The following is a 19,639-nucleotide window of genomic DNA, read 5'->3' as shown; positions in this document are numbered from 1 at the left end:
GTTTTCTTTACCCCCCTGTGTCATTACGATACGAGGGGTCCATTTTCAGCCTCCTGCGCGGGGTACGACAAAGACAATTATAAGCCCGCGGCAGCTAGTACAGGGTAGCGAAGGCATGGCAAAGAAACCAACGACGACGACGACGAGAAATCTCGACAGCGACGTGGCCAGGGAACTGGAAAAAGCGCTCGATCTCGACCTCAGCGGCGATATCGGCAGCGGTGATCTCGATATCGCGGCTTCGATGGAAGATCTGGAAGCGCAGATATCCCAGGCCGCCGACGAGCTGGCCCGCGAGGGACGCAACCAGAAGCCGGCGCCCGCCGCCAATCAGGCCGCCCCCATTGCCAATCAGCCCGCGAATGCCGCGCCGAAGGCCAAGCCGGCCGAACTGCGCCCTGTGGAGACACGCAATGGCAATGGCACGCAGCCCACGGGCTTTGCGCCGGCCAATGACGATCGCCAGAAGGATTACAAGACCCTCCTGCACAGCCTCAACCGGCGCGCCTCCAACACCGTCTACTGGATCGTCGCCTTTGTCTCGCTCGCCTGGATCGCGGGCGCCGGCGGGCTCGCCAACCTGCTGTTCGGACCGAGCATCTGGAAGATTCGCACCCTCGACCAGTTCCTTGCCCGTCCCGAGCTGATTGGCCTCGCCGTCGCGGCGATCGTGCCGATCATCCTGTTCTGGGCCTTCGCGGCCATGATTCGCCGCGCCCAGGACATGCGCATTGCCGCCCAGTCGATGACGGAAGTGGCTTTCCGCCTGACCGAGCCTGAAAACATGGCGCAGGATCGCGTCATGATGATCGGCCAGGCCGTTCGCCGCGAGGTGGCGGCCATGGGCGAAGGCATCGAACGCACGCTGGCCCGTGCCGTCGAACTGGAAACGCTGGTCCACAGCGAAGTCAACCAGATCGAGCGCTCCTATTCGGAAAACGAAACCCGCATCCGTTCGCTGGTCGACGGGCTCGGCAGCGAGCGCGAGGCGGTCGTCACCCATGCCGAACGCGTCCGCGCCTCGATCGCCGGTGCGCATGAGACGCTCAAGGACGAAATCGGCGCCGCCAGCGACATCATCCGCGACTCGATCCTCAATGCATCGACCAAGCTGTCGATGACGATCACCAATTCCGGCGACACGCTCATCGATCGCATCAATGAAAGCTCGATGTCGATCTTCGATTCGGTGGAGGGCCGGCTCGAGAACATCACCGACAGGCTTTCGACCTCCGGCGAGGCCTTCGCCAGCCTTCTCGACACGCGCATTGCCAAGCTGACGGACACAACGGACGGTCTGACCCGGTCGCTGACCGATCTGCTCGACGATCGCACGACCGGCATGGTGTCGCTGCTTGGCGGCGCCGCGCGCACTCTCAATTCGGAATTCGAAGCCAGCCTCAACGGCATCGAGCGCACGCTCGCCGAACGCGGCCAGGCGCTGATCAGCGAGTTCCAGACCCGCGCCGAGGCACTCGACACCGGCACGCAGAAGCTCAACGCCGCGCTCGAGGCCCGCGCCCGCCAGATCAACGAGACGCTGGTCGAGCGCGCCCGCGAAATCGCCCACACCTTCGCCGAAAGCAAGGATACGCTGGCTGCGATGATCGATCAGGGCAAGACGCAGATCGGCGCCGACATGGCCGACATCGTCACCTCGACATCGAGCATGCTGGAGGCCCGCGCCAGCGACTTTGCCGGCCGCATGGAAGCGGCGCGTCATGTCGTCTCGCGTTCCTTCGACAGCGACATACAGCGGCTTGCCGACGCCCGCGTCGGCATCGAGGAAGCCGTCGAGAACCACAGCCGCAAGCTGTCCGAAAGCCGCGAGCGCATGGCAGCCGCTATGCAGGCGGACCTGGAGAAATTCGCCGAAGGCCGCGCCGGCATCGATGCCGCCGTGACCAACCAGGTGCAGAAGCTGGCCGAAGGCCGCAGCCTGATCGCGCGCGCCCTCGAAGAGGATCTGCGCAAGGTCAACGAATCGCGCGCCGCCATCGACGCATCGCTTGGCAGCCATCTCGAACGGCTGGAAGAAGGCCGCAACCGGCTTTCGCTGGCTCTCAACGAAGACTCAGGAAAGCTCGTGCAAGCCCGTACGATCATTGATGAAATGGTCGCCGGCCATGTTGGAAAACTCGCTGAAGGCCGCAACATCCTGTCGCGCGCCCTGGAAGCCGACCTCGGCAAATTGTCCGACAGCCGCGCCAGCATTGACGGGCTGGTCGCCGGCCAGGTCGAGAAGATCGCCGAGGGCCGCGCGGTGCTCGCCAGGGCCCTGGAAAACGATATTGCCGGCATCAAGGGCCTGATCGAGGCGCATTCGGCAAAGCTGGTGGAAGACCGCAGCCAACTCGGTCGTTCGCTCGAGGACGACCTCTCGGGCATCAGGGGCCTGCTCGACGATCACTCGGGAAGGCTTGCCAGCGACCGCAGCCTGCTGTCGCAGACGCTCGAGGCCGACCTTGCCAAGCTGGCCGAAAGCCGCTCGAGCATCGACGGCCTCGTCGCCGGTCAGGTCGAGAAGCTGGCCGAAGGCCGCGACATTCTCAGGCGGGCGCTGGAATCGGACCTCAACACAATCAAGGGTGTCATATCGAGCCAGTCGGAAAGACTGGCGGAGGATCGCGGACAGCTTTCGCGGGTCCTTGAAGCCGACCTGCAGAATGTGAACAGCGTCATCGCCGACCATATGAACAGGCTGGTTCAGGATCGTTCGACCTTGTCGAAGGCTCTCGAGGATGACCTCGCAAAGCTCGCCGAAAGCCGCTCCAGCATCGACGGCCTGGTTGCCGGTCAGGTCGAGAAGCTGGCCGAAGGCCGCGACATTCTCAAGCGCGCCCTCGAAGCCGACCTCAACACCATTAAGAGCACCGTTGCCGACCAGTCGCAGAAGCTGGTCGACGACCGCGCCCAATTCGCCCGGGCGCTGGAAGCCGATCTCGAAAGCGTCAACAGCCTCGTCAATTCCCATGGCGAAAAGCTGGTGCAAGACCGGTCGACGCTGTCCAGGGCGTTGGAAGACGATCTGGCCAAACTCGCCGAGAGCCGGTCGAGCATCGACGGGCTGGTTTCCGGCCAGGTCGAGAAGCTTGCCGAAGGCCGGGATATCCTCAAACGGGCTTTGGAAACTGACCTCAATACAATCCGGAGTACCGTTGCCGACCAGTCTCAGAAGCTCGTCGATGACCGCGCCCAGTTCGCACGTGCCCTTGAAGCCGATCTCGAGAGCGTCAGCGGCCTGGTCAGCAGCCACGCCGACAGGCTTGTCCAGGAGCGCTCGACCCTGTCGAGGGCGCTGGAGGATGATCTCGCCAAGCTGGCCGAAAGCCGTTCGAGCATCGACGGCCTGGTCGCCGGCCAGGTCGAGAAGCTGGCCGAAGGCCGCGACGTTCTCAAACGCGCCCTCGAAGCCGATCTCGCCAAGCTGGCCGAGAGCCGTTCGAGCATCGACGGCCTGGTTGCCGGCCAGGTCGAGAAGCTGGCCGAAGGCCGCGACATTCTCAAGCGCGCCCTCGAAGCCGACCTGCAGATGCTGAGCGAAAGCCGCGGCGATATCGACGGCGTCATCGCCGGCCATGTCGGCAAGCTGGCCGAAGGCCGCAACATGCTGAGCCGCGCGCTGGAAGACGATCTCGGCAAGCTCGCCGAGACCCGCAAGGAGGTCGACCGCTCGCTTTCCGGCCACATCGACCAGATCGCCGCCAGGAGCACCGACATTTCGGCCGCGATCGCCGCCGATGTGGAGAAGATCGAGCAGGCGTTCAGCCGTCAGACCGGCATCATCGAGGAACGCGCCGGAACCATGGAGCGCGCGCTCACGACCGGCGTCGACAACGTTCGCAGCGTGCTCGAGAAGAGCGCGGTCTTCGTTGCCGGCGCCTTGCGCGACAAGGTCCTGGAAGTCACCAGCACGCTGCATGAGCAGGCCGGTGCGGCCTTCAGCGACGCCGACCGCAAGATCGCCGAGCGCGCTGAACAGACCTCGGCAGCGCTTTTGGCGCGAGCCGAAGACATTGCCCGCACCTTCGAGGAAGCCGATCGTCGCCTCCACGCCCGAGCCGAAGATACGTCCAACGCTTTGCTCGCCCGTGCGGACGACACCTCCAGCTCGCTGCTGGCGCGTGCCCACGAAACCGCCGATCAGCTGGCCGCCCGAGCCGGCGAAATCGCCGGCACCTTCGAGCTGGCGGACCAGAAGCTCGCCGCCCGTGCCCAGGAAACGGCCGAGCAGCTCGCTGCCCGCGCCCAGGATACCGCGGATCATCTGGCGGCTCGTGCAGGCGAGATCGCCGGCACGTTCGACGCGGCCGACCAGAAACTGGTCGCACGCGCCATCGAGACCGCACAGTCGCTGGCCGCACGCGCCGGCGACATCCTGCGCAACTTCGAGAGCGCCGACCAGCGGCTCGGCGTGCGCATCGGCGAATCCGCCGAGGCGCTCGCTGCCCGCGCCTCGGACCTTGGCCGCATCTTCGACGCCGCCGACCAGCAACTGGTCTCGCGCATCGCCGAAGGCTCGGACGCGCTGTCCAACCGCGCGTCGGAAATCGGCCGCATCTTCGACGAGGCCGACCAGCGCCTGGTCGCGCGCATCGCCGACAGCTCGTCGACGATCGGCGAGCACGCGCAGACCATCGTCGGGGCTTTCGCCACTACCGAGCAGAAGGTTGCCGACCGCGCGCGCCAGACCGGCCAGGAACTGGCCGTGCACGCCCGCGAAATCGAGCAGGCACTTGCCGGCGCCGACGAGCGCCTTGCGTCGAGCGCGGCGGCCGCGGCCGCCCGTGTCGAGGAGCAGATCGCCAGCGTCGAGAACCGCCTCGCCTACACCACCGAGACGATGGGCCAGAGGCTCAACGAGCAGGTGTCGAGCGCCGAGGCGCAGCTCGTTTCGCGCGCCAATGTGATCGCCGAGACCTTTACCGCTGTTGGCCAGCATATCGGCCAGAGCACCAACGATGCCGCCAAGACGATCGGCGCCAACACCCGCGAACTCAACACCATGCTTGCGGCGCGGTCGGCCGAAATGTCGAAAATCCTCGACGAAACCGCGCGGCCTCTGGTCGAGCGCTTCGCCCAGGGCGGCTCGGAACTGCAAAAGAGCATGGAAGAGGTCACCGAGCGCGCCACCGAGAAGCTGCGCAGCGAAAATGCCGCCTTGGTCAACGCACTCGCCAGCCGCACCGCCGAGACTTTGTCGGCGGTCGAAGGCGCCCGCTCGTCGCTGTCCGACAGCGTTGCCGATCTCATCGGCCGCATGACCAAGTCCAGCTCGCAGCTCGGTCAGCTGATCGAGCAGGCCGCGGTCAATCTCGGCCAGGTCGACGAACGCCTGACCGGCAGCACGCAGAGCTTCGCGGCCACCACCGAAAAGGCGGCGCAGACCTTCGCCAGTTCGGCGCGTCTGGTCGATTCGAACACGACAAGGCTGACGGAACTGTCATCGTCGACCTTGCGCGAAGTGGCCTCGATTGCCACCAAGTTCGATGAGCACAGCCGTCTGCTGGCCAGCGCCTCGGACCTGTTGAGCTCGGCCCAGAGCAATCTCGAGCACACGCTGGAAAGACAGTCGTCGCTCGAGGATCTCGCCGTCGGCCTGGTCAAGAAGTCGGAAGATCTCGAAAGGGTCATGCGCTCGTTCGAAAACCTCGTCGGCCAGACGCTGCAGAACGCCGAAGGCAAGACGATGGAGTCGGCCGACAAGATCCGCAACGCCATCACCGACGTGGTCGATTCGGCAACCAAGCGCTTCGCCGACGCGACCGAGGAAATGCGGCGCACCGCAGGTTCTATCAAGAGCGAACTCGACCTCACCCGCGCCGAGCTGAAGAAAGGCGTCATCGAGATGCCGGAAGAGGCCAAGGAATCGACCTCCGCCATCCGCCGCGCCGTTTCCGAGCAGATCAACGCCCTGAAGGAGCTCTCCGACATCGTCGCCAAGTCCGGCCGCGGCGGTGGCGACACCTCGGAGCCACGCAATCTGCGCCCGGCCCCGCAAGCGCCGGCGGCACGTCCTGCCGAGCCGCCGCGCCGCGCGCCGGCTCCGCAGCCGGAGCTGCGTACGCCTCAGGCGCCGCTGGGCGGCGCCTCGCTGCGCGGCACGCTCGATCTCGAGCGTCCGGCCGAGGCGGCACCGCGCCAGCGTCCTGACGCCGGCGCCCGCACGCCGCAGGGCGGCTGGGTGCGCGACCTGCTGACCGCGGCATCGAACGATGCCGATCTCAGGCCGGCAGCACCACCCTCGGCGCCGGCGGAAGCACCGCGCGCGGCCCCTGCCCAGCGCTCGCCGCTGCATGTCGTGGAATCGCTGAACTCGCTGTCCGTCGACATCGCACGGGCCATCGACCACGATGCTTCGATCGAGTTGTGGAACCGCTATCGGCGCGGCGAACGGGACGTCTTCACGCGCCGGCTCTACACGCTCAAGGGTCAGCAGACGTTCGACGAAATCCGCCGCAAATATCAGGGCGAGGCCGAATTCCGCGCCGCCGTCGACCGTTACTGCGACGACTTCGAGAAGCTGCTCAAGGATGTCTCGCGCAACGACCGCGACAACATCATGGCGCAGACCTACCTGACGTCGGATACCGGCAAGGTCTACACCATGCTGGCCCACGCCAGCGGGCGCCTGCACTAGGCCAAGAATTGAACAAGCGGGGCCATGGCCCCGCTTGTCTCCGAACTTCGGCACGCGCTAAACATCGTCGCCACCGCTACGAGCCGGGTACCGACCGTGAAGACGGCCATCATCTTCGACTGCGAATTTCTCTGCCTTGAGGGCTCGCAGCGCCGGTACTGGTGCGCGGCCCACGATCCCGACCCGGTCATCGCGCAGATCGGCGCGGTCAGGGCTTGGGCTCGAAGACGACTTTCCGCTACTCGGCACGCACAAGGCCTATGTCAGACCGATCGATCGGTTTGGCCGGCGATATGCTCTCGACCCGTTCTTCACCAGACTGACTGGCATCACTGAGGAAAACATCGAAACCGAAGGGCGCGCGCTGGGAGAAGCCCTTGCCGAGGTCGACCGCTTTTCCGACGGCGCGCGTTTCTGGTCCTGGGGCAAGGACGAGCTGAACATGATGGCAATCAGCTGCTATGTCGCGGGCATTCAGCCTTCCATCCCGGCCACCCGGTTTGATAATGCCGTCAAGCTGCTGATCGCGGCCGGCATGCCGATCGAGGATCTGGCGCGGACGCCGAGCAACAAGCTTGCGGACTATTATGGCGTCGAACACCCGCCATTGCAGGGCCACGACGCACTCGACGATGCGCTTTCCGTAACCTACACCTTGCAGCACCTGATGAAGGCCGGAAAGCTGCGGCCGGATGTCTTCGACCGCTTATAGCTTTTAGCTCGGGGCGTCTGGCCGGGTTCCGCTCAGATCACCGAATCCGTCCAGCGAACGATCTGCTTGGCGGCATCTCCGAAGGCATTGTCGAGCGCTTTCACATACGCAGGATTGCCGCTGCCAGAAACCGGCGCGGACGCGGTGAAGCTCTTGGAAGCACGCACCTCGCCGTTGCGATCGTTGAGCAGGCGCACGAAGAGGTCGACCTCGGCGTGCTCGCCGCCGTCGACGCTCACTTCGAAGGACCGAATCTCGACGATCACCTGGTAGTCGATCGCCAGTCCCTCGCCCGGCTTGCCGACGCCGGCAAAGCTGCCGGAGCGCTGGAAGGTCTCCGCCAGCCGCGCCTGCACGATCAGCGGCAGGCGGTCGGCCCATTGCGCACCCTTCAGATACTGGATCGAGCGGTCGGAGGGTTTGATGACGATGTTCTGGCTGTCCAGCGCCTTGAGCGCCGACGGCTGTGCGATCAGGATTTGCTTGCGGCTGTGGCCTTGGGCGTCAACCGATGGCGCCGAAAGCTCGAATGTGTCGAGCGGCGCAGGCTTGCCGCCCAGTACCGCACAGCCGGCAAGCGAAAGCGCAAGCAGCGCCGCAGCCGGTGTCAATCCACCCGTTCTCACCCACACCGACTTCACGCGCGATCCCCGTTGTCCCCGGATCGTAAGATCAACCCGCATCCGCAGTTCATGTTCTTGAGGCGTACCGATGCCGAAGTCAACGCCGGGCCCTGCCGTCGAATTGCCGAACCTCACCGTCGCCACCCGAAAGAATGCGCTGCGGATTGCGGCTGAGATCCGTGACCGCCTCCTCGATGCGGGTGATCGAGCGGCGGCTGTCCTGCACCAGCGCCTCGACATTCGACAAGCCCTGGCCGGAGAAGCGCGCCAGATTGTCGGTGATGACGCCAAGCCGCGCATTCAGCGTGTCGGCAACCTGCTTGAACGACTTCAGCGTATCCCTGGCGTCGGCCATCAGGCCGTCGGCCTGCCCCGAGCCGAGCAATTTATCGACCTTGGCGAGGATGCCGTCGACACGCACCGAGGCGTCATTGAGCCTTTGCGCCAGCTGCTTGGCATCCTTGATCGTCTGGTCGATGTCGTCGGCGCGGTTGGCGAACTTGTCGGTCACGGCTGCGATGTCGGCGGCGGCCTTGTTGGCGTTTTCGCTGGCCTTCTGGATGTTGGCCAGCGCCGCGCGCACTTGCGCGGGGTCGACGCCGTCGAGCACGCCGTCGACCTTGGCCAGCGTTCCCTGTGTCTGCTTGGCGAAGTCATTGACGGATCCGACGGCCGTATCGACATTCTTGATCACGCCGTCGAGCTGTTGCGATGTCTGCTTGAGGTTCGCGGTCACCGTATCGACATTGGCGACGATGCTCTTGATCTTGTCCCTGTCGACGGCATTGAGCAGGCCTTCTGCCGCCTTCAGCGTGCCGTCGAGCTTGCCTGACACGCCCTTCAGTTCGTCGGACAGCGCGCTGACACTGGACAGGAACTTGTCGATGCCGTCGGAATTCTTGGCCAGCGCATCGGAGAATGTCTGGACGTTCTGCACGGTCTGCGTCAGCGGCCCGCGAACATCCTTGGTGAAGCCCTCGAGTTCGCTCAACACCTTGTCGGCACGGGTGAAGATGTTTTGCGCCGTCTGCAGCAGATTGGTCACTGCGGAGGGATTGGCGACGATCTCGGCGACCTTGCCTTCCTTCTCGGCCTGATCGAGGAGCTTTACTTCCTTGGGGTCGGCGCCCTTGAGTTCGATATTGGCCTGCCCGGTGAGGCCGGCAAGGCCGATATCGGCCTGCGTCGACTTGGTGATCGGCGTCATCCGGTCGATCTCGGTGTCGGCGATGGCGACGGTCGGATTGTCGACGTCGATATAAACGCGCTTGACGTCGCCGACCTTGACGCCGTTGAACAGCACGAAGCTGCCGCGACCGAGGCCGGACGCCGAACCCGGGATGCGCACGCGCAGCAACGTCGTCTCGCCCCTGTCACCGATCGCCGCCGTCCAGTAGACGAAGGCGAACGCCGCCAGGATCGCAACCAGCGTGAAGATGCCGACAATGACGTAGTTGGCTCTGGTTTCCATTATTTCACTTATGGCTAAGCACGTGCGGTAAGATCAAGTTGGCGGGCGCGTTTTCCGCGGAAATAGGATTTCACCCACGGTTCCTCGCTTTTCAGCATGTCGTCGATGGTGCCTTCGACCAATACTTTCTTCTTGCCAAGCACCGCCACGTGGTCGCAAGCGGTAAACAGCGTGTCGAGGTCGTGCGTGACCATATAGACGGTCAGATCCATGGTGTCGCGCAGCTTGACGACGAGTTCGTCGAATTCTGCAGCACTGATCGGATCGAGGCCAGATGTCGGCTCGTCGAGAAAGACGATGTCCGGGTCGAGCGCCAGGGCGCGCGCCAGAGCGGCACGCTTGATCATGCCGCCGGAAAGTTCTGACGGAAATTTCTGCGCCGCGTCCGGCGGCAGTCCGACCAGCTCGATCTTGAGCAGCGCCAGTTCGTCCATGAGCTTGCGCGGCAGGTCGAGATATTCGCGCATCGGCACCTGCACATTCTCCTGCACGGTCAGCGCCGAAAACAGCGCACCATGCTGGAACAGCACGCCAAGACGCATGTCGATGCGCAGGCGCTCGATATCGCTTGCCTTGTCCACGTCGACGCCAAACAGCTTGATCGTTCCCGACTGTTTGGGCATCAACCCGAGAATGGTGCGCAACAGGACGGACTTGCCGGCCCCAGAAGCGCCGACGAAACCCAGGATCTCGCCGCGGCTGATGTCGAGCGAAAGCTTGTCGAGGATCAGCTTGTCCTCGATGGCAACTGTGACGTCGCGCACCGAAAGGACGATCTCGTTCTCGTCCTTTTCCGCCATCTTGATGCCGTTGCCCTTCGCCATCTGTCAGAACGCGATCGCTGCGTAGAACATGGCGAAAAGCCCGTCGAGGATAATGACGACGAAGATCGACTTCACCACCGAAGCGGTCACGTGCTGGCCGAGCGATTCGGCGCTGCCGCCGACCTTCATGCCTTCGACCGAAGCGATCGTGCCGATGATCATGGCCATGAACGGCGCCTTGATCAGCCCGGCGAAAATCGTGCTGAGATCGATGGCGACGCGCAATCGGTCGATGAATGCGGCGGGCGGGATATCGGAATAGAGCCAGGCCGCGAGAATACCGCCGCCGAGTGCGGCGAAATTGGCGATGATCGTCAGGCAAGGCAAGGCGATCACCAGCGCCACCAGGCGCGGAAAGACCAGGACGCCGATCGGATTGAGCCCGATGACCTTCAGCGCGTCGACCTCCTCGCGCATCTTCATCGAGCCGATCTCGGCGGTGATCGCGCTGCCGGAGCGGCCGGCGATCATGATTGCCGTCATCAGCACGCCGAGTTCGCGCAGGATCAGCACGCCGACGAGGTCGACGACGAAGATGTCGGCGCCGAAATAGCTGAGCTGGTAGGCGCCTTGCTGGGCGACGATGGCGCCGACGATGGCCGACATCAGCACCACCACCGGAATGGCGCCGACGCCCATGCGGTCGATCTGGTTGAAGATTGCCGCCGGGTTGACGGCGTGCCCACGGCCGAGCTTCATCTGCGCGCCGCGGATGGTGGCGCCCAGAATGTTCATCGAGGCGAGGAAATCGTCACGCATCTCGTAGACGCGCCGGCCAACCGCCTCAAGCGCGCGAATGACGATGTTGGGCGGCCGCGCCGGGCGGGATTCGGGTTCGCGCCGGACAGCCTCGCCGACCGCGTCGAGCAGGATGGCGGCGATCTCGCTTTGGCCTTGCAGCTGGACCTCGACGTTCTTCTTCTCGAAGGCGCTGACCAGCCGGTCGATCAACCAGGCGCCAGCGGTATCGATCTTCTCGATTTTCGAAAGATCCAACGCCAAGGTCTTGAAACCGCTTCGTTTCTCGATCTTACGCATGTCGGCGTCGATCAGCGCAACGGTCCGCGTCGTCCAGATTCCGGAAAACGCGCAGCCGAGCACGCCACTTTCCTCGCCGACCGCCACGCGTGGTTGGTGGTCAGCCTCCGAGGCGGTCCTGCCGCTTGCGTCGCGCTTGCCGATGGTCAACATGGCGTCCTGTTTAGCCTGACGGGTCCGACGTTGTCGATTTGCCGACACCCCTTCTCGCATAGCCGGAGCAGAAAAATATGGCGCGTGTCATTTCGGTTGAGGCCGAACGTTTTCCGATCGCCGGCACCTTCACCATTTCGCGCGGCTCCAAGACCGAGGCCGAGGTCATCACATGCACGATCGGCCAGGATGGTCATAGCGGTCGCGGCGAATGCGTCCCCTACAAGCGCTACGGCGAAACCATGGACGGCGTGCACGCCGCGATAGAGGCCATGCGCGAGCGGATCGCCGGTGGCATCGACCGGACCGACTTGCTCGACGCAATGCCGGCGGGAGCCGCCCGCAACGCCGTCGACTGCGCCCTATGGGACCTTGAAGCCAAGATCAGCGGCAAGCCGGTGGCTGACACACTCTGGCCGGCGCCGCTGCGTCCGCTCGAAACCGCCTACACGCTGTCGCTTGGCGAACCCGAGGCGATGGCGGCACAGGCGCGCGCCAACGCCGGGCGGCCGCTGCTGAAGGTCAAGATCGGCGGCGACAACGACATCGCCCGGATCCAGGCAGTGAGGCAGGCCGCGCCGCAAAGCCGGATCATCCTCGATGCCAATGAGGGCTGGACCGACGACAACGTCGTCGCGAACCTGGCTTTTGCCGCGGAGCAAGGCATCGCGCTCGTCGAACAGCCCCTGCCCGCGGGCCAGGACGAAATCCTGCGCCACATCGCCCATCCGGTGCCGATCTGCGCCGACGAAAGCGTGCATGAGGCGAAGAACCTGGAAACGCTGGTCGGTCTCTACGACGCCGTCAACATCAAACTCGACAAGTCCGGCGGACTGACGGCGGCACTCGTGCTGCGCGACCGCGCCCGCGAGTTGGGTTTTGGCATCATGGTCGGCTGCATGGTCGGTACGTCGCTGGCCATGGCGCCCGCGGTGCTGCTCGCCCAGGATGCCGATTTCGTCGACCTCGACGGTCCGCTGCTACTTGCCCGCGACCGCGTGCCGGGTCTCGTCTACCACGGTTCGCTCGTCGCCCCTCCCGATCGGGCGCTTTGGGGCTGAGCGCGCGGCGAGCCCGATAAGCACCAGCCCGGCGATCGCGATCGGGATCATCACCAGGAACCCGTCAACGCCGAGGCGGTCATAGAGCGGGCCGGAAGCCAGCGTAACGGCGGCCATGAAGAAGCCGTTGAAGAAATAGGCGATGCCTTGCGCGGCCCCCGTGCGCTCTTCGGAGACGGTCTCGGCGATCATTCTCTGCAGGCCGATCAGCACCATGGCGACAGACACCGAATGCAACGATTGCACGGCGAAGAAGCCGGCGATGCCGAGGCCGAGCGGCCATACCAGTGGAAAGATGATCCAGCGCACGATCGAACCGATGCCGGCGATCACCATCACCTTGACGACCGACACCGAGGCGAAAATGCGGTTGAAAAACAGGAACATGCAGACTTCGGATACCACGCCCCAGGCCCACAGCAGGCCGACGACGGAATCGCTGATGCCGATCGATTTCCAGTAGATGGAAACGAAGCCGTAGAGGAAAGCGTGGCTGGCGGTGATGATGCCGACGCCAAAGGTGAAGTAGAGGAAATAGGCATTGAACAGGCTCGGCGCCGCGTGCTGGATTTCCGCGGCCGAAAGCGGCGAGGCCTTGCGCGGGCGCCCCATGCGCGGCGCGAACAGGGCAGCGGCAAGCGCTGCGGCGAGCGCCACGAATATGATCACCGGCACGGCTTTGGCTCCGGCCCCCGCCAGGATGAAGCCGCCCACGACATTGGCGCAGAGATAGGAAATCGAGCCCCATTTGCGCATGGCGGTGTAGTTCGAGCCGAAACGGCGCACTCCGGACAAGGCCAGCGAATCGGCCATGGGCGAATGCGGCGTCCAGACGATCGTCAAAAGCAGCGATACGACCAGCACGATCGCGTAGGTCGCCGGCAGGAAATAGCCGGCCGAAATCATCATCGTTGCCGCGACCAGCACGATATAGACGTTGGCGCGGTCCTTCGCCCGGTCGGCGAGCGCCGTCAGCATCGGCGTCGTCACTACGCGCAGGAACATCGGAGCGGCAAGGATCACGGCGATCTGTTCAGCGCCGAAACCTTTCGCCTGCAGCCAGAGCGGAAAATAGGGCAGATGCGTGCCTTGCGACACGAACAAAGTCGCGAAGATCAGGCTCATGCGCAGTTCGAAATGGCGCGGCTTGACGAGCTGTTCTGGCGAAAGCGGCGGCAGGGACATGAATCGATCCAATTACGCCGCGCTCGATCGGCTGGCGACGTGATCGATCCCTTAACATGGCGGAAAACCAGGCGAAACCGGCTGGACCAATCGATTGACGCTTAAAAGTCGTCGCGGCCCTCGCATCAGGCCGCCTGCCCGACCCGATCCTCGATGAGCATCGGGATGAAAGGTTCGTCGAACGACTCCGGCAGCACCTGCGCCCAGGTCAGGATTTCCATCCGGCCATCGAAGTGCTCGACCACGGCCGTGCAGCTTTCCACCCAGTCGCCGGTGTTGATGTAGCGCACGTCGTCGAAATTCTCGATCGCCGCATGGTGGATATGGCCGCAGATGACGCCGTCGACATGCGAGCGGCGGGCTTCCTCGGTCAGCACGGTCTGGAACGAGCCGATGAAGTTGACCGCCTTCTTGACCTTGACCTTGGCCCAGGACGAGAACGACCAGTAAGGCAGGCCGAGCAATTGGCGCAGCCGCGTCACCACCCGGTTGACGATCATCGCCGCGTCATAGGCATGATCGCCGAGATAGGCGAGCCAGCGCTGATTGTGGACGACGGTGTCGAACTGGTCGCCATGGATCACCAGCAGGCGCTTGCCATCGGCGGTCTCGTGGATGGCGCGGTCGGCGACGACGATGCCGCCGAAATGCACGCCCTGGAACTGGCGGGCGAATTCGTCGTGATTGCCGGCGATATAGGTGATCGAGGCGCCCTTGCGCGCCTTGCGCAGCAATTTCTGCACGACGTCATTGTGGCTTTGCGGCCAGTGCCAGCTGCGCCGCAGCCGCCAGCCGTCCACGATGTCACCGACCAGATAGATGATGTCGGCATCATGGTAGCGCAGGAAATCGATCAGGAACTCGGCCTTCGCCGCCTTCGAGCCGAGGTGGACATCGGAAATGAACATGCTGCGGAAAGTGCGGGGCTCTTGGCCTGACATCGCGATTTCACCCTTGCTTTCGCGCAGCCTATGCCCCGATTCATGCAACAACCGTATGACGGTTGCGATTGGTCCAGCCTAAGGACTAGCTTGCCGGCCAAATCACAGGAGAAATCGTCATGGATCTTGGTATCCGCGGAAAGAAGGCCATCGTCTGCGCTTCGAGCAAGGGTCTTGGAAAAGGCTGCGCCATGGCGCTGGCCGAGGCCGGGTGCGATATCGTCGTCAACGGTCGCAATGCCGAACTGGTGGCCAAGACCGCCGCGGAGCTGCGCGATCGCTACGGCGTAACGGTGACGGAAGTCGTCGGCGACGTTTCGAAACCCGAGGTGCAGAAAGCGCTGCTCGCCGCCTGCCCGGAACCCGACATCCTCGTCAACAACAATGGCGGCCCGCCGCTGCGCGATTTCCGCGAGCTCGATCGCGCCAAAATCCTCGAAGGCGTCACCCAGAACATGGTGACGCCGATCGAGCTGGTGCAGGCCGTCCTCGACGGCATGGCAAAGCGCGGCTTCGGCCGCATCGTCAACATCACCTCGCTGTCGGTCTACGTCCCTATTCCCGGCCTCGACCTGTCGTCTGGCGCGCGCGCCGGCCTGACCTCCTTCCTTGCCGGCGTGGCGCGAACCGTGATCGACCGCAACGTCACCATCAACAGTCTTCTGCCCGGCAAGCTTGACACCGACCGGCTGCGCGGCCCGCATGAGGCCGGCACCGTCGAGGACCCGGCCGCAGCCGCCGCGCGCAAGACGCGCATCAGCGCCGATGTGCCGGCAAAGCGCCTCGGCACGCCGGAGGAGTTCGGCCAGATCTGCGCCTTCCTCTGCTCGGTCCATGCTGGCTATCTCACCGGCCAGAACATACCGGTCGACGGCGGTCTCTACGTCAGCGCCTTCTGATCACGCGCAGCGGGACGCAGCCGTCGGCAGTGTCCCGCTTCTGGCTTTCCGACCACGAGGATGCAACACGAACCTATTCAGATGTCATTGAGCCAACCGACACTGCATCTCCTTTGCGGCAAGATTGCTTCCGGCAAGTCGACGCTTGCGGCCCGACTTGGCGCCCAGCCCGACACCGTCATTATCAGCGAAGATCATTGGCTTTCCCGGCTCTATCCAGGAGAGATTGTGTCGGTTGCCGATTACGTCCGCCGTTCTGCTCACCTGAGAAACGCGATGGGACCGCATCTGGTGGATTTGCTGAAATCAGGCGTCTCGGTCGTCCTCGACTTCCCAGCGAACACCACGGCAAATCGAATGTGGATGCGAACGATATTCGATGCGGCGGGCGCCGCCCATCAGCTCCATTATTTTGATGTGCCCGATGCGGTCTGCAAGGCGCGTCTTCGGGCGCGAAATGCAAGCGGGAGCCATGAGTTCGCGGCGACCGACGCGGAGTTTGATCTTATCACCAGCCACTTTGTGGCACCGGCGCCTGAAGAAGGCTTCAACGTCACGATCCATAGGTAATAAGCACGCTTACAAAGCCTGTTGCCTCATCACCGCCGCTTATGGCGGGCTGCCGTAAAATCCAGCCTTTTCAAGAGTTCAATCAAGCCCCCAGGGCGGAATTATTCTTGCATGAAACCCGCATAAGCATTTGATATAAAACTCTTTCCGATACCTCGACACTTAAAGCTGCCGGCGCGTCAATTAGCGTCGCGAAAAATCTCGGCCCCATGCTAAAAGGACTCCCGACACAGGTTTCGAGGGAGCGGCCGCATGGAAGGCGAGAACAAGAAAACGGCACGTTCGGACCTCGACGAAGCCGCCCTTTACTTCCACAAGCACCCGACGCCGGGAAAGCTCGAAATCCAGGCAACCAAGCCGCTCGGCAACCAGCGCGACCTTGCGCTTGCCTATTCGCCTGGCGTGGCGGCGCCTTGCCTGGAGATCCGCGACAATCCCGCCACCGCAGCCGATTACACCGCGCGCGCCAACCTCGTCGGTGTCGTCTCCAACGGTTCGGCCGTGCTCGGCCTTGGCAATATCGGCCCGCTGGCCTCCAAGCCGGTCATGGAAGGCAAGGCGGTCCTGTTCAAGAAGTTTGCCGGCATCGATGTCTTTGACATCGAGATCGACGCGCCCGAGATCGAGCGCATGGTGGAGACCGTCGCCGCGCTGGAACCGACTTTCGGTGGCATCAACCTCGAGGACATCAAGGCGCCGGAGTGTTTTGAGGTCGAGGAACGGCTGAAGGCTCGCATGAGCATACCAGTGTTCCACGACGACCAGCACGGCACCGCGATCATCGTTGCCGCCGCCGTGCTCAACGGGCTGGAATTCGCCGGCAAGACGATCTCGGACATCAAGGTCGTCACCTCCGGCGCCGGTGCTGCCGCCCTTGCCTGCCTGAACCTTCTGGTCTCGCTTGGCGTGCGTATCGAAAACATCTGGGTCACCGATCGTTTTGGCGTCGCCTACAAGGGCCGCACCGAAGAGATGGACCGCTGGAAAGACCCCTATGTGAAGGACACCGAGGCACGCACGCTGGCCGATGTCATTCCGGGCGCCGATGTCTTCCTTGGCCTTTCGGCCGCGGGCGTGCTGAAGCCGGAACTTCTGCAGCACATGGCGCCAAAGCCGCTGATCCTGGCGCTGGCCAACCCCAATCCGGAGATCATGCCGGAAGAGGCGCGCGCGGCGCGTCCCGATGCCATGATCTGCACTGGCCGCTCCGATTTTCCCAATCAGGTCAACAACGTCCTGTGCTTCCCCTACATCTTCCGCGGCGCCCTTGATTGCGGCGCCAGCGCCATCAATGAAGAGATGAAGATGGCCGCCGTGCGGGCCATCGCCGCCCTTGCCCGCGAAGAGCCTTCGGACGTCGCGGCGCGCGCCTATTCGGGCGAGACACCGATCTTCGGGCCCGAATTCCTGATCCCCTCGCCCTTCGATCCCAGGCTGATCCTGCGCATCGCGCCGGCCGTCGCCAAGGCGGCCTGCGACACCGGTGTGGCGACGCGGCCGATCACCGACTTCGCCGCCTATATCGACAAGCTCAACCGTTTCGTCTTCCGCTCCGGCCTGGTGATGAAGCCGGTCTTCTCATCCGCCAAGGCATCGAGCGCCAAGCGCGTCATCTATGCCGACGGCGAGGATGAGCGCGTGCTGCGCGCCGCACAGGTGGTGCTCGAGGAAGGCATCGCCGAGCCGATCCTGATCGGCCGTCCGCACGTCATCGAAGTCAGGCTGAAACGCTACGGCCTGCGCATCAAACCGGGTGTCGATTTCGGCCTGATCAACCCTGAGGATGATCCGCGCTACCGCCATTATGTCGACCTGCTGATCGAGCTTGCCGGCCGGCGCGGCGTCACCACGGAGGCCGCGCGCACCATGGTGCGCACCGACAACACGGTGATCGCGGCACTGGCGCTGAAGCGCGGCGACGCCGACGCCATGGTCTGCGGCCTCGAAGGACGCTTCGAACGGCACCTGCGCAACGTCACCCTTATCATTGGCCCACGCGCTGGCATCAAGGACCATGACCTGTCGACGCTGTCCATGCTGATTTCGCAGCGCGGCATCATCTTCCTCACCGACACGCACGTCTCCGTCGACCCGACGGCCGAGGAGATCGCCGAGATGACCGTGCTGGCGGCCGAGGAAATCCAGCGCTTCGGCATCGAGCCGAAGGCGGCGTTGCTTTCGCATTCGGATTTCGGCTCGCGCGATTCGCCAAGCGCGCTGAAAATGCGGCAGGCGGCGGCGATCCTGGCGCGCATCGCGCCGGAGCTGCAGTGCGACGGCGAAATGCATGCCGATTCCGCTTTGTCGGAGCATCTGCGCCAGCGCGTCTATCCGCATTCGCGGCTGAAGGGCGAAGCCAATCTACTGGTGTTCCCGAATCTCGATTCGGCCAACATCACGCTCACAGCGCTGCGCGCCATGATGGATGCGCTGCATGTCGGGCCGATCCTGCTCGGCACCGACAAGCCGGCGCACATCCTCACGCCCTCGGTGACGTCGCGCGGCGTCGTCAACATGACGGCGCTCGCCGTGGTCGAGGCCGCGCACAAGGCGCAGGCCATCCCCAATCTGGACTAGGCTGAAGCCGGCTTCAGCAGGGTCGGCTTGGTCTTGCAGGAAGCAGCGCCCTCATCTGACGGCAACAACCCCTTGCAAACCGGGGTGTTGCCGTCCAGCAACTTGCGATTGCGTAAATTCGGCCTTGGCCGGAAGCGGATTTCGCGGGGAAAGCCGACCTGATATGGTTGCGTATCTGATTTGACGGCGAGGACGTCATGAAGGGCCTGCTGCTCGCATCCGCATTGCTGTCGCTGATCGGCGGACAAGCTCTGGCTGCGGACGCCATCAGTGCCGAGCCCGCAACCGTCCATGACTGGTCCGGCGTCTATGTCGGCGGGCAGATTGGCTATGGTTTTGGCAGGACCGACGCAACTTACAATTTGCCGAACACCCCAACGATCCGAGGCTCGCAGAACTACGATACCGATGGTTTCCTGGGTGGCGTGCAGATCGGCTACAACTACCAGGTCAACTCCGCTGTTGTGGGCGTCGAGGCCGATTTTTCCGGGGCCGACATCAAGGGGCACTCCGACGAAATCAATGTCGGCGGAGGCGATGTCTACGACACCAAGGTGGACTGGTTTGGAACGCTTCGCGCCAGGGCGGGCTATGCGTTCGATCGCACCCTGATCTACGGCACCGGCGGCCTGGCGTTCGGAAGCGTCGAAAACCAATATCTCGGCGGCCCCTTGAACAGCTTTTCCGAGAAGAACGCCAAGGTCGGCTGGACCATTGGCGGCGGACTGGAGCAAGCGATCACGGACCATTGGTCGGCAAAGTTCGAATATCAATATGTCGATCTGCGAGACCAGACCATCGACTATGCCCCGAACTCCAACACCACGTTCGACAACACGTTCAACGCGGTCAAGATCGGCATGAATTACAAGTTCTGACAGTCGGTGGAGCGGTCCCGTCGCTCTTCGGCCGATTGAAGGTGCTCGCTGCCGCGACCAAAGGGCT

At 63.7% G+C, this 19,639-nt stretch carries 12 protein-coding genes and 1 pseudogene; 7 read left to right on the top strand and 6 right to left on the bottom strand.

Annotation, left to right across the window (positions count from 1 at the left end):
• Nucleotides 1-115 precede the first annotated feature (115 nt).
• Both JG746_RS19230 and JG746_RS19225 read left to right on the top strand, forming a co-directional pair.
• Nucleotides 116-6,640 carry a kinesin gene (locus JG746_RS19230; RefSeq protein WP_202354235.1) on the top strand — a complete coding sequence of 2,175 codons (6,525 nt, stop codon included), beginning with the start codon at nt 116-118 and terminating at the stop codon, nt 6,638-6,640.
• A 96-nt stretch (nt 6,641-6,736) separates the two neighbouring features.
• A pseudogene (locus JG746_RS19225) lies at nt 6,737-7,352 on the top strand (3'-5' exonuclease).
• A gap of 32 nt (nt 7,353-7,384) precedes the next feature.
• On the opposite strand, the gene JG746_RS19220 reads toward JG746_RS19225, so the two are convergent.
• The 4 genes from JG746_RS19220 to JG746_RS19205 are packed head-to-tail and all read right to left on the bottom strand — an operon-like array spanning nt 7,385 to nt 11,461.
• On the bottom strand, nt 7,385-8,035 hold the full coding sequence (locus JG746_RS19220; protein ID WP_202354234.1) for an ABC-type transport auxiliary lipoprotein family protein: 651 nt from the start codon (nt 8,033-8,035) through the stop codon (nt 7,385-7,387).
• Between the two features lie 37 nt (nt 8,036-8,072).
• Nucleotides 8,073-9,446 carry an MlaD family protein gene (locus JG746_RS19215; RefSeq protein ID WP_202354233.1) on the bottom strand — a complete coding sequence of 458 codons (1,374 nt, stop codon included), beginning with the start codon at nt 9,444-9,446 and terminating at the stop codon, nt 8,073-8,075.
• Nucleotides 9,447-9,460: 14 nt separating this feature from the next.
• The gene (locus JG746_RS19210) at nt 9,461-10,270 is read right to left on the bottom strand and encodes an ABC transporter ATP-binding protein (RefSeq protein ID WP_202354232.1); all 810 of its coding nucleotides are present in this window, start codon (nt 10,268-10,270) and stop codon (nt 9,461-9,463) included.
• Between the two features lie 3 nt (nt 10,271-10,273).
• Nucleotides 10,274-11,461: an MlaE family ABC transporter permease gene (locus JG746_RS19205; RefSeq protein ID WP_202354231.1), complete on the bottom strand. Its 1,188-nt coding sequence runs from the start codon at nt 11,459-11,461 to the stop codon at nt 10,274-10,276.
• Nucleotides 11,462-11,538: 77 nt separating this feature from the next.
• On the opposite strand from JG746_RS19205, the gene dgcA reads away from it, so the two are divergent.
• Nucleotides 11,539-12,522: an N-acetyl-D-Glu racemase DgcA gene (gene dgcA, locus JG746_RS19200; RefSeq protein ID WP_202354230.1), complete on the top strand. Its 984-nt coding sequence runs from the start codon at nt 11,539-11,541 to the stop codon at nt 12,520-12,522.
• On the opposite strand, the gene JG746_RS19195 is transcribed toward dgcA, so the two are convergent.
• Both JG746_RS19195 and JG746_RS19190 read right to left on the bottom strand, forming a co-directional pair.
• Entirely contained in the window at nt 12,442-13,707 is a 1,266-nt protein-coding gene (locus JG746_RS19195) for an MFS transporter (RefSeq protein WP_202354229.1), read from the bottom strand. The genes dgcA and JG746_RS19195 overlap by 81 nt on opposite strands.
• A 125-nt stretch (nt 13,708-13,832) precedes the next feature.
• Nucleotides 13,833-14,648, bottom strand: a complete 816-nt coding sequence (locus JG746_RS19190; protein WP_244730335.1) for a UDP-2,3-diacylglucosamine diphosphatase — start codon at nt 14,646-14,648, stop codon at nt 13,833-13,835.
• A gap of 119 nt (nt 14,649-14,767) precedes the next feature.
• Between JG746_RS19190 and JG746_RS19185 the strand changes: the two genes are divergently transcribed.
• The 4 genes from JG746_RS19185 (at nt 14,768) to JG746_RS19170 (ending at nt 19,572) form a co-directional block, all read left to right on the top strand.
• Entirely contained in the window at nt 14,768-15,547 is a 780-nt protein-coding gene (locus tag JG746_RS19185) for an SDR family oxidoreductase (RefSeq protein ID WP_202354228.1), read from the top strand.
• Nucleotides 15,548-15,628: 81 nt separating this feature from the next.
• On the top strand, nt 15,629-16,117 hold the full coding sequence (locus JG746_RS19180) for an AAA family ATPase (RefSeq protein ID WP_202354227.1): 489 nt from the start codon (nt 15,629-15,631) through the stop codon (nt 16,115-16,117).
• 252 nt (nt 16,118-16,369) lie between these two features.
• Nucleotides 16,370-18,694 carry an NADP-dependent malic enzyme gene (locus tag JG746_RS19175; RefSeq protein WP_202354226.1) on the top strand — a complete coding sequence of 775 codons (2,325 nt, stop codon included), beginning with the start codon at nt 16,370-16,372 and terminating at the stop codon, nt 18,692-18,694.
• A 197-nt stretch (nt 18,695-18,891) separates the two neighbouring features.
• Nucleotides 18,892-19,572, top strand: a complete 681-nt coding sequence (locus tag JG746_RS19170) for an outer membrane protein (RefSeq protein WP_202354225.1) — start codon at nt 18,892-18,894, stop codon at nt 19,570-19,572.
• The last annotated feature ends 67 nt before the right edge of the window (nt 19,573-19,639 follow it).

Source organism: Mesorhizobium sp. 113-3-3, assembly GCF_016756495.1.
Taxonomy (GTDB): Bacteria; Pseudomonadota; Alphaproteobacteria; order Rhizobiales; family Rhizobiaceae; genus Mesorhizobium.
Note: the sequence above shows the minus strand (reverse complement) of the source record. Positions and strands in the feature narration are given on the sequence as shown.

What these genes read in the sequence shown, in the direction of transcription:
- JG746_RS19230 (WP_202354235.1), top strand. Translation starts at nt 116, where the DNA reads ATGGCAAAGAAACCAACGACGACGACGACGAGAAATCTCGACAGCGAC.
- JG746_RS19220 (WP_202354234.1), bottom strand. Translation starts at nt 8,035, where the DNA reads ATGCGGGTTGATCTTACGATCCGGGGACAACGGGGATCGCGCGTGAAG.
- JG746_RS19215 (WP_202354233.1), bottom strand. Translation starts at nt 9,446, where the DNA reads ATGGAAACCAGAGCCAACTACGTCATTGTCGGCATCTTCACGCTGGTT.
- JG746_RS19210 (WP_202354232.1), bottom strand. Translation starts at nt 10,270, where the DNA reads ATGGCGAAGGGCAACGGCATCAAGATGGCGGAAAAGGACGAGAACGAG.
- JG746_RS19205 (WP_202354231.1), bottom strand. Translation starts at nt 11,461, where the DNA reads ATGTTGACCATCGGCAAGCGCGACGCAAGCGGCAGGACCGCCTCGGAG.
- dgcA (WP_202354230.1), top strand. Translation starts at nt 11,539, where the DNA reads ATGGCGCGTGTCATTTCGGTTGAGGCCGAACGTTTTCCGATCGCCGGC.
- JG746_RS19195 (WP_202354229.1), bottom strand. Translation starts at nt 13,707, where the DNA reads ATGTCCCTGCCGCCGCTTTCGCCAGAACAGCTCGTCAAGCCGCGCCAT.
- JG746_RS19190 (WP_244730335.1), bottom strand. Translation starts at nt 14,648, where the DNA reads ATGTCAGGCCAAGAGCCCCGCACTTTCCGCAGCATGTTCATTTCCGAT.
- JG746_RS19185 (WP_202354228.1), top strand. Translation starts at nt 14,768, where the DNA reads ATGGATCTTGGTATCCGCGGAAAGAAGGCCATCGTCTGCGCTTCGAGC.
- JG746_RS19180 (WP_202354227.1), top strand. Translation starts at nt 15,629, where the DNA reads ATGTCATTGAGCCAACCGACACTGCATCTCCTTTGCGGCAAGATTGCT.
- JG746_RS19175 (WP_202354226.1), top strand. Translation starts at nt 16,370, where the DNA reads ATGGAAGGCGAGAACAAGAAAACGGCACGTTCGGACCTCGACGAAGCC.
- JG746_RS19170 (WP_202354225.1), top strand. Translation starts at nt 18,892, where the DNA reads ATGAAGGGCCTGCTGCTCGCATCCGCATTGCTGTCGCTGATCGGCGGA.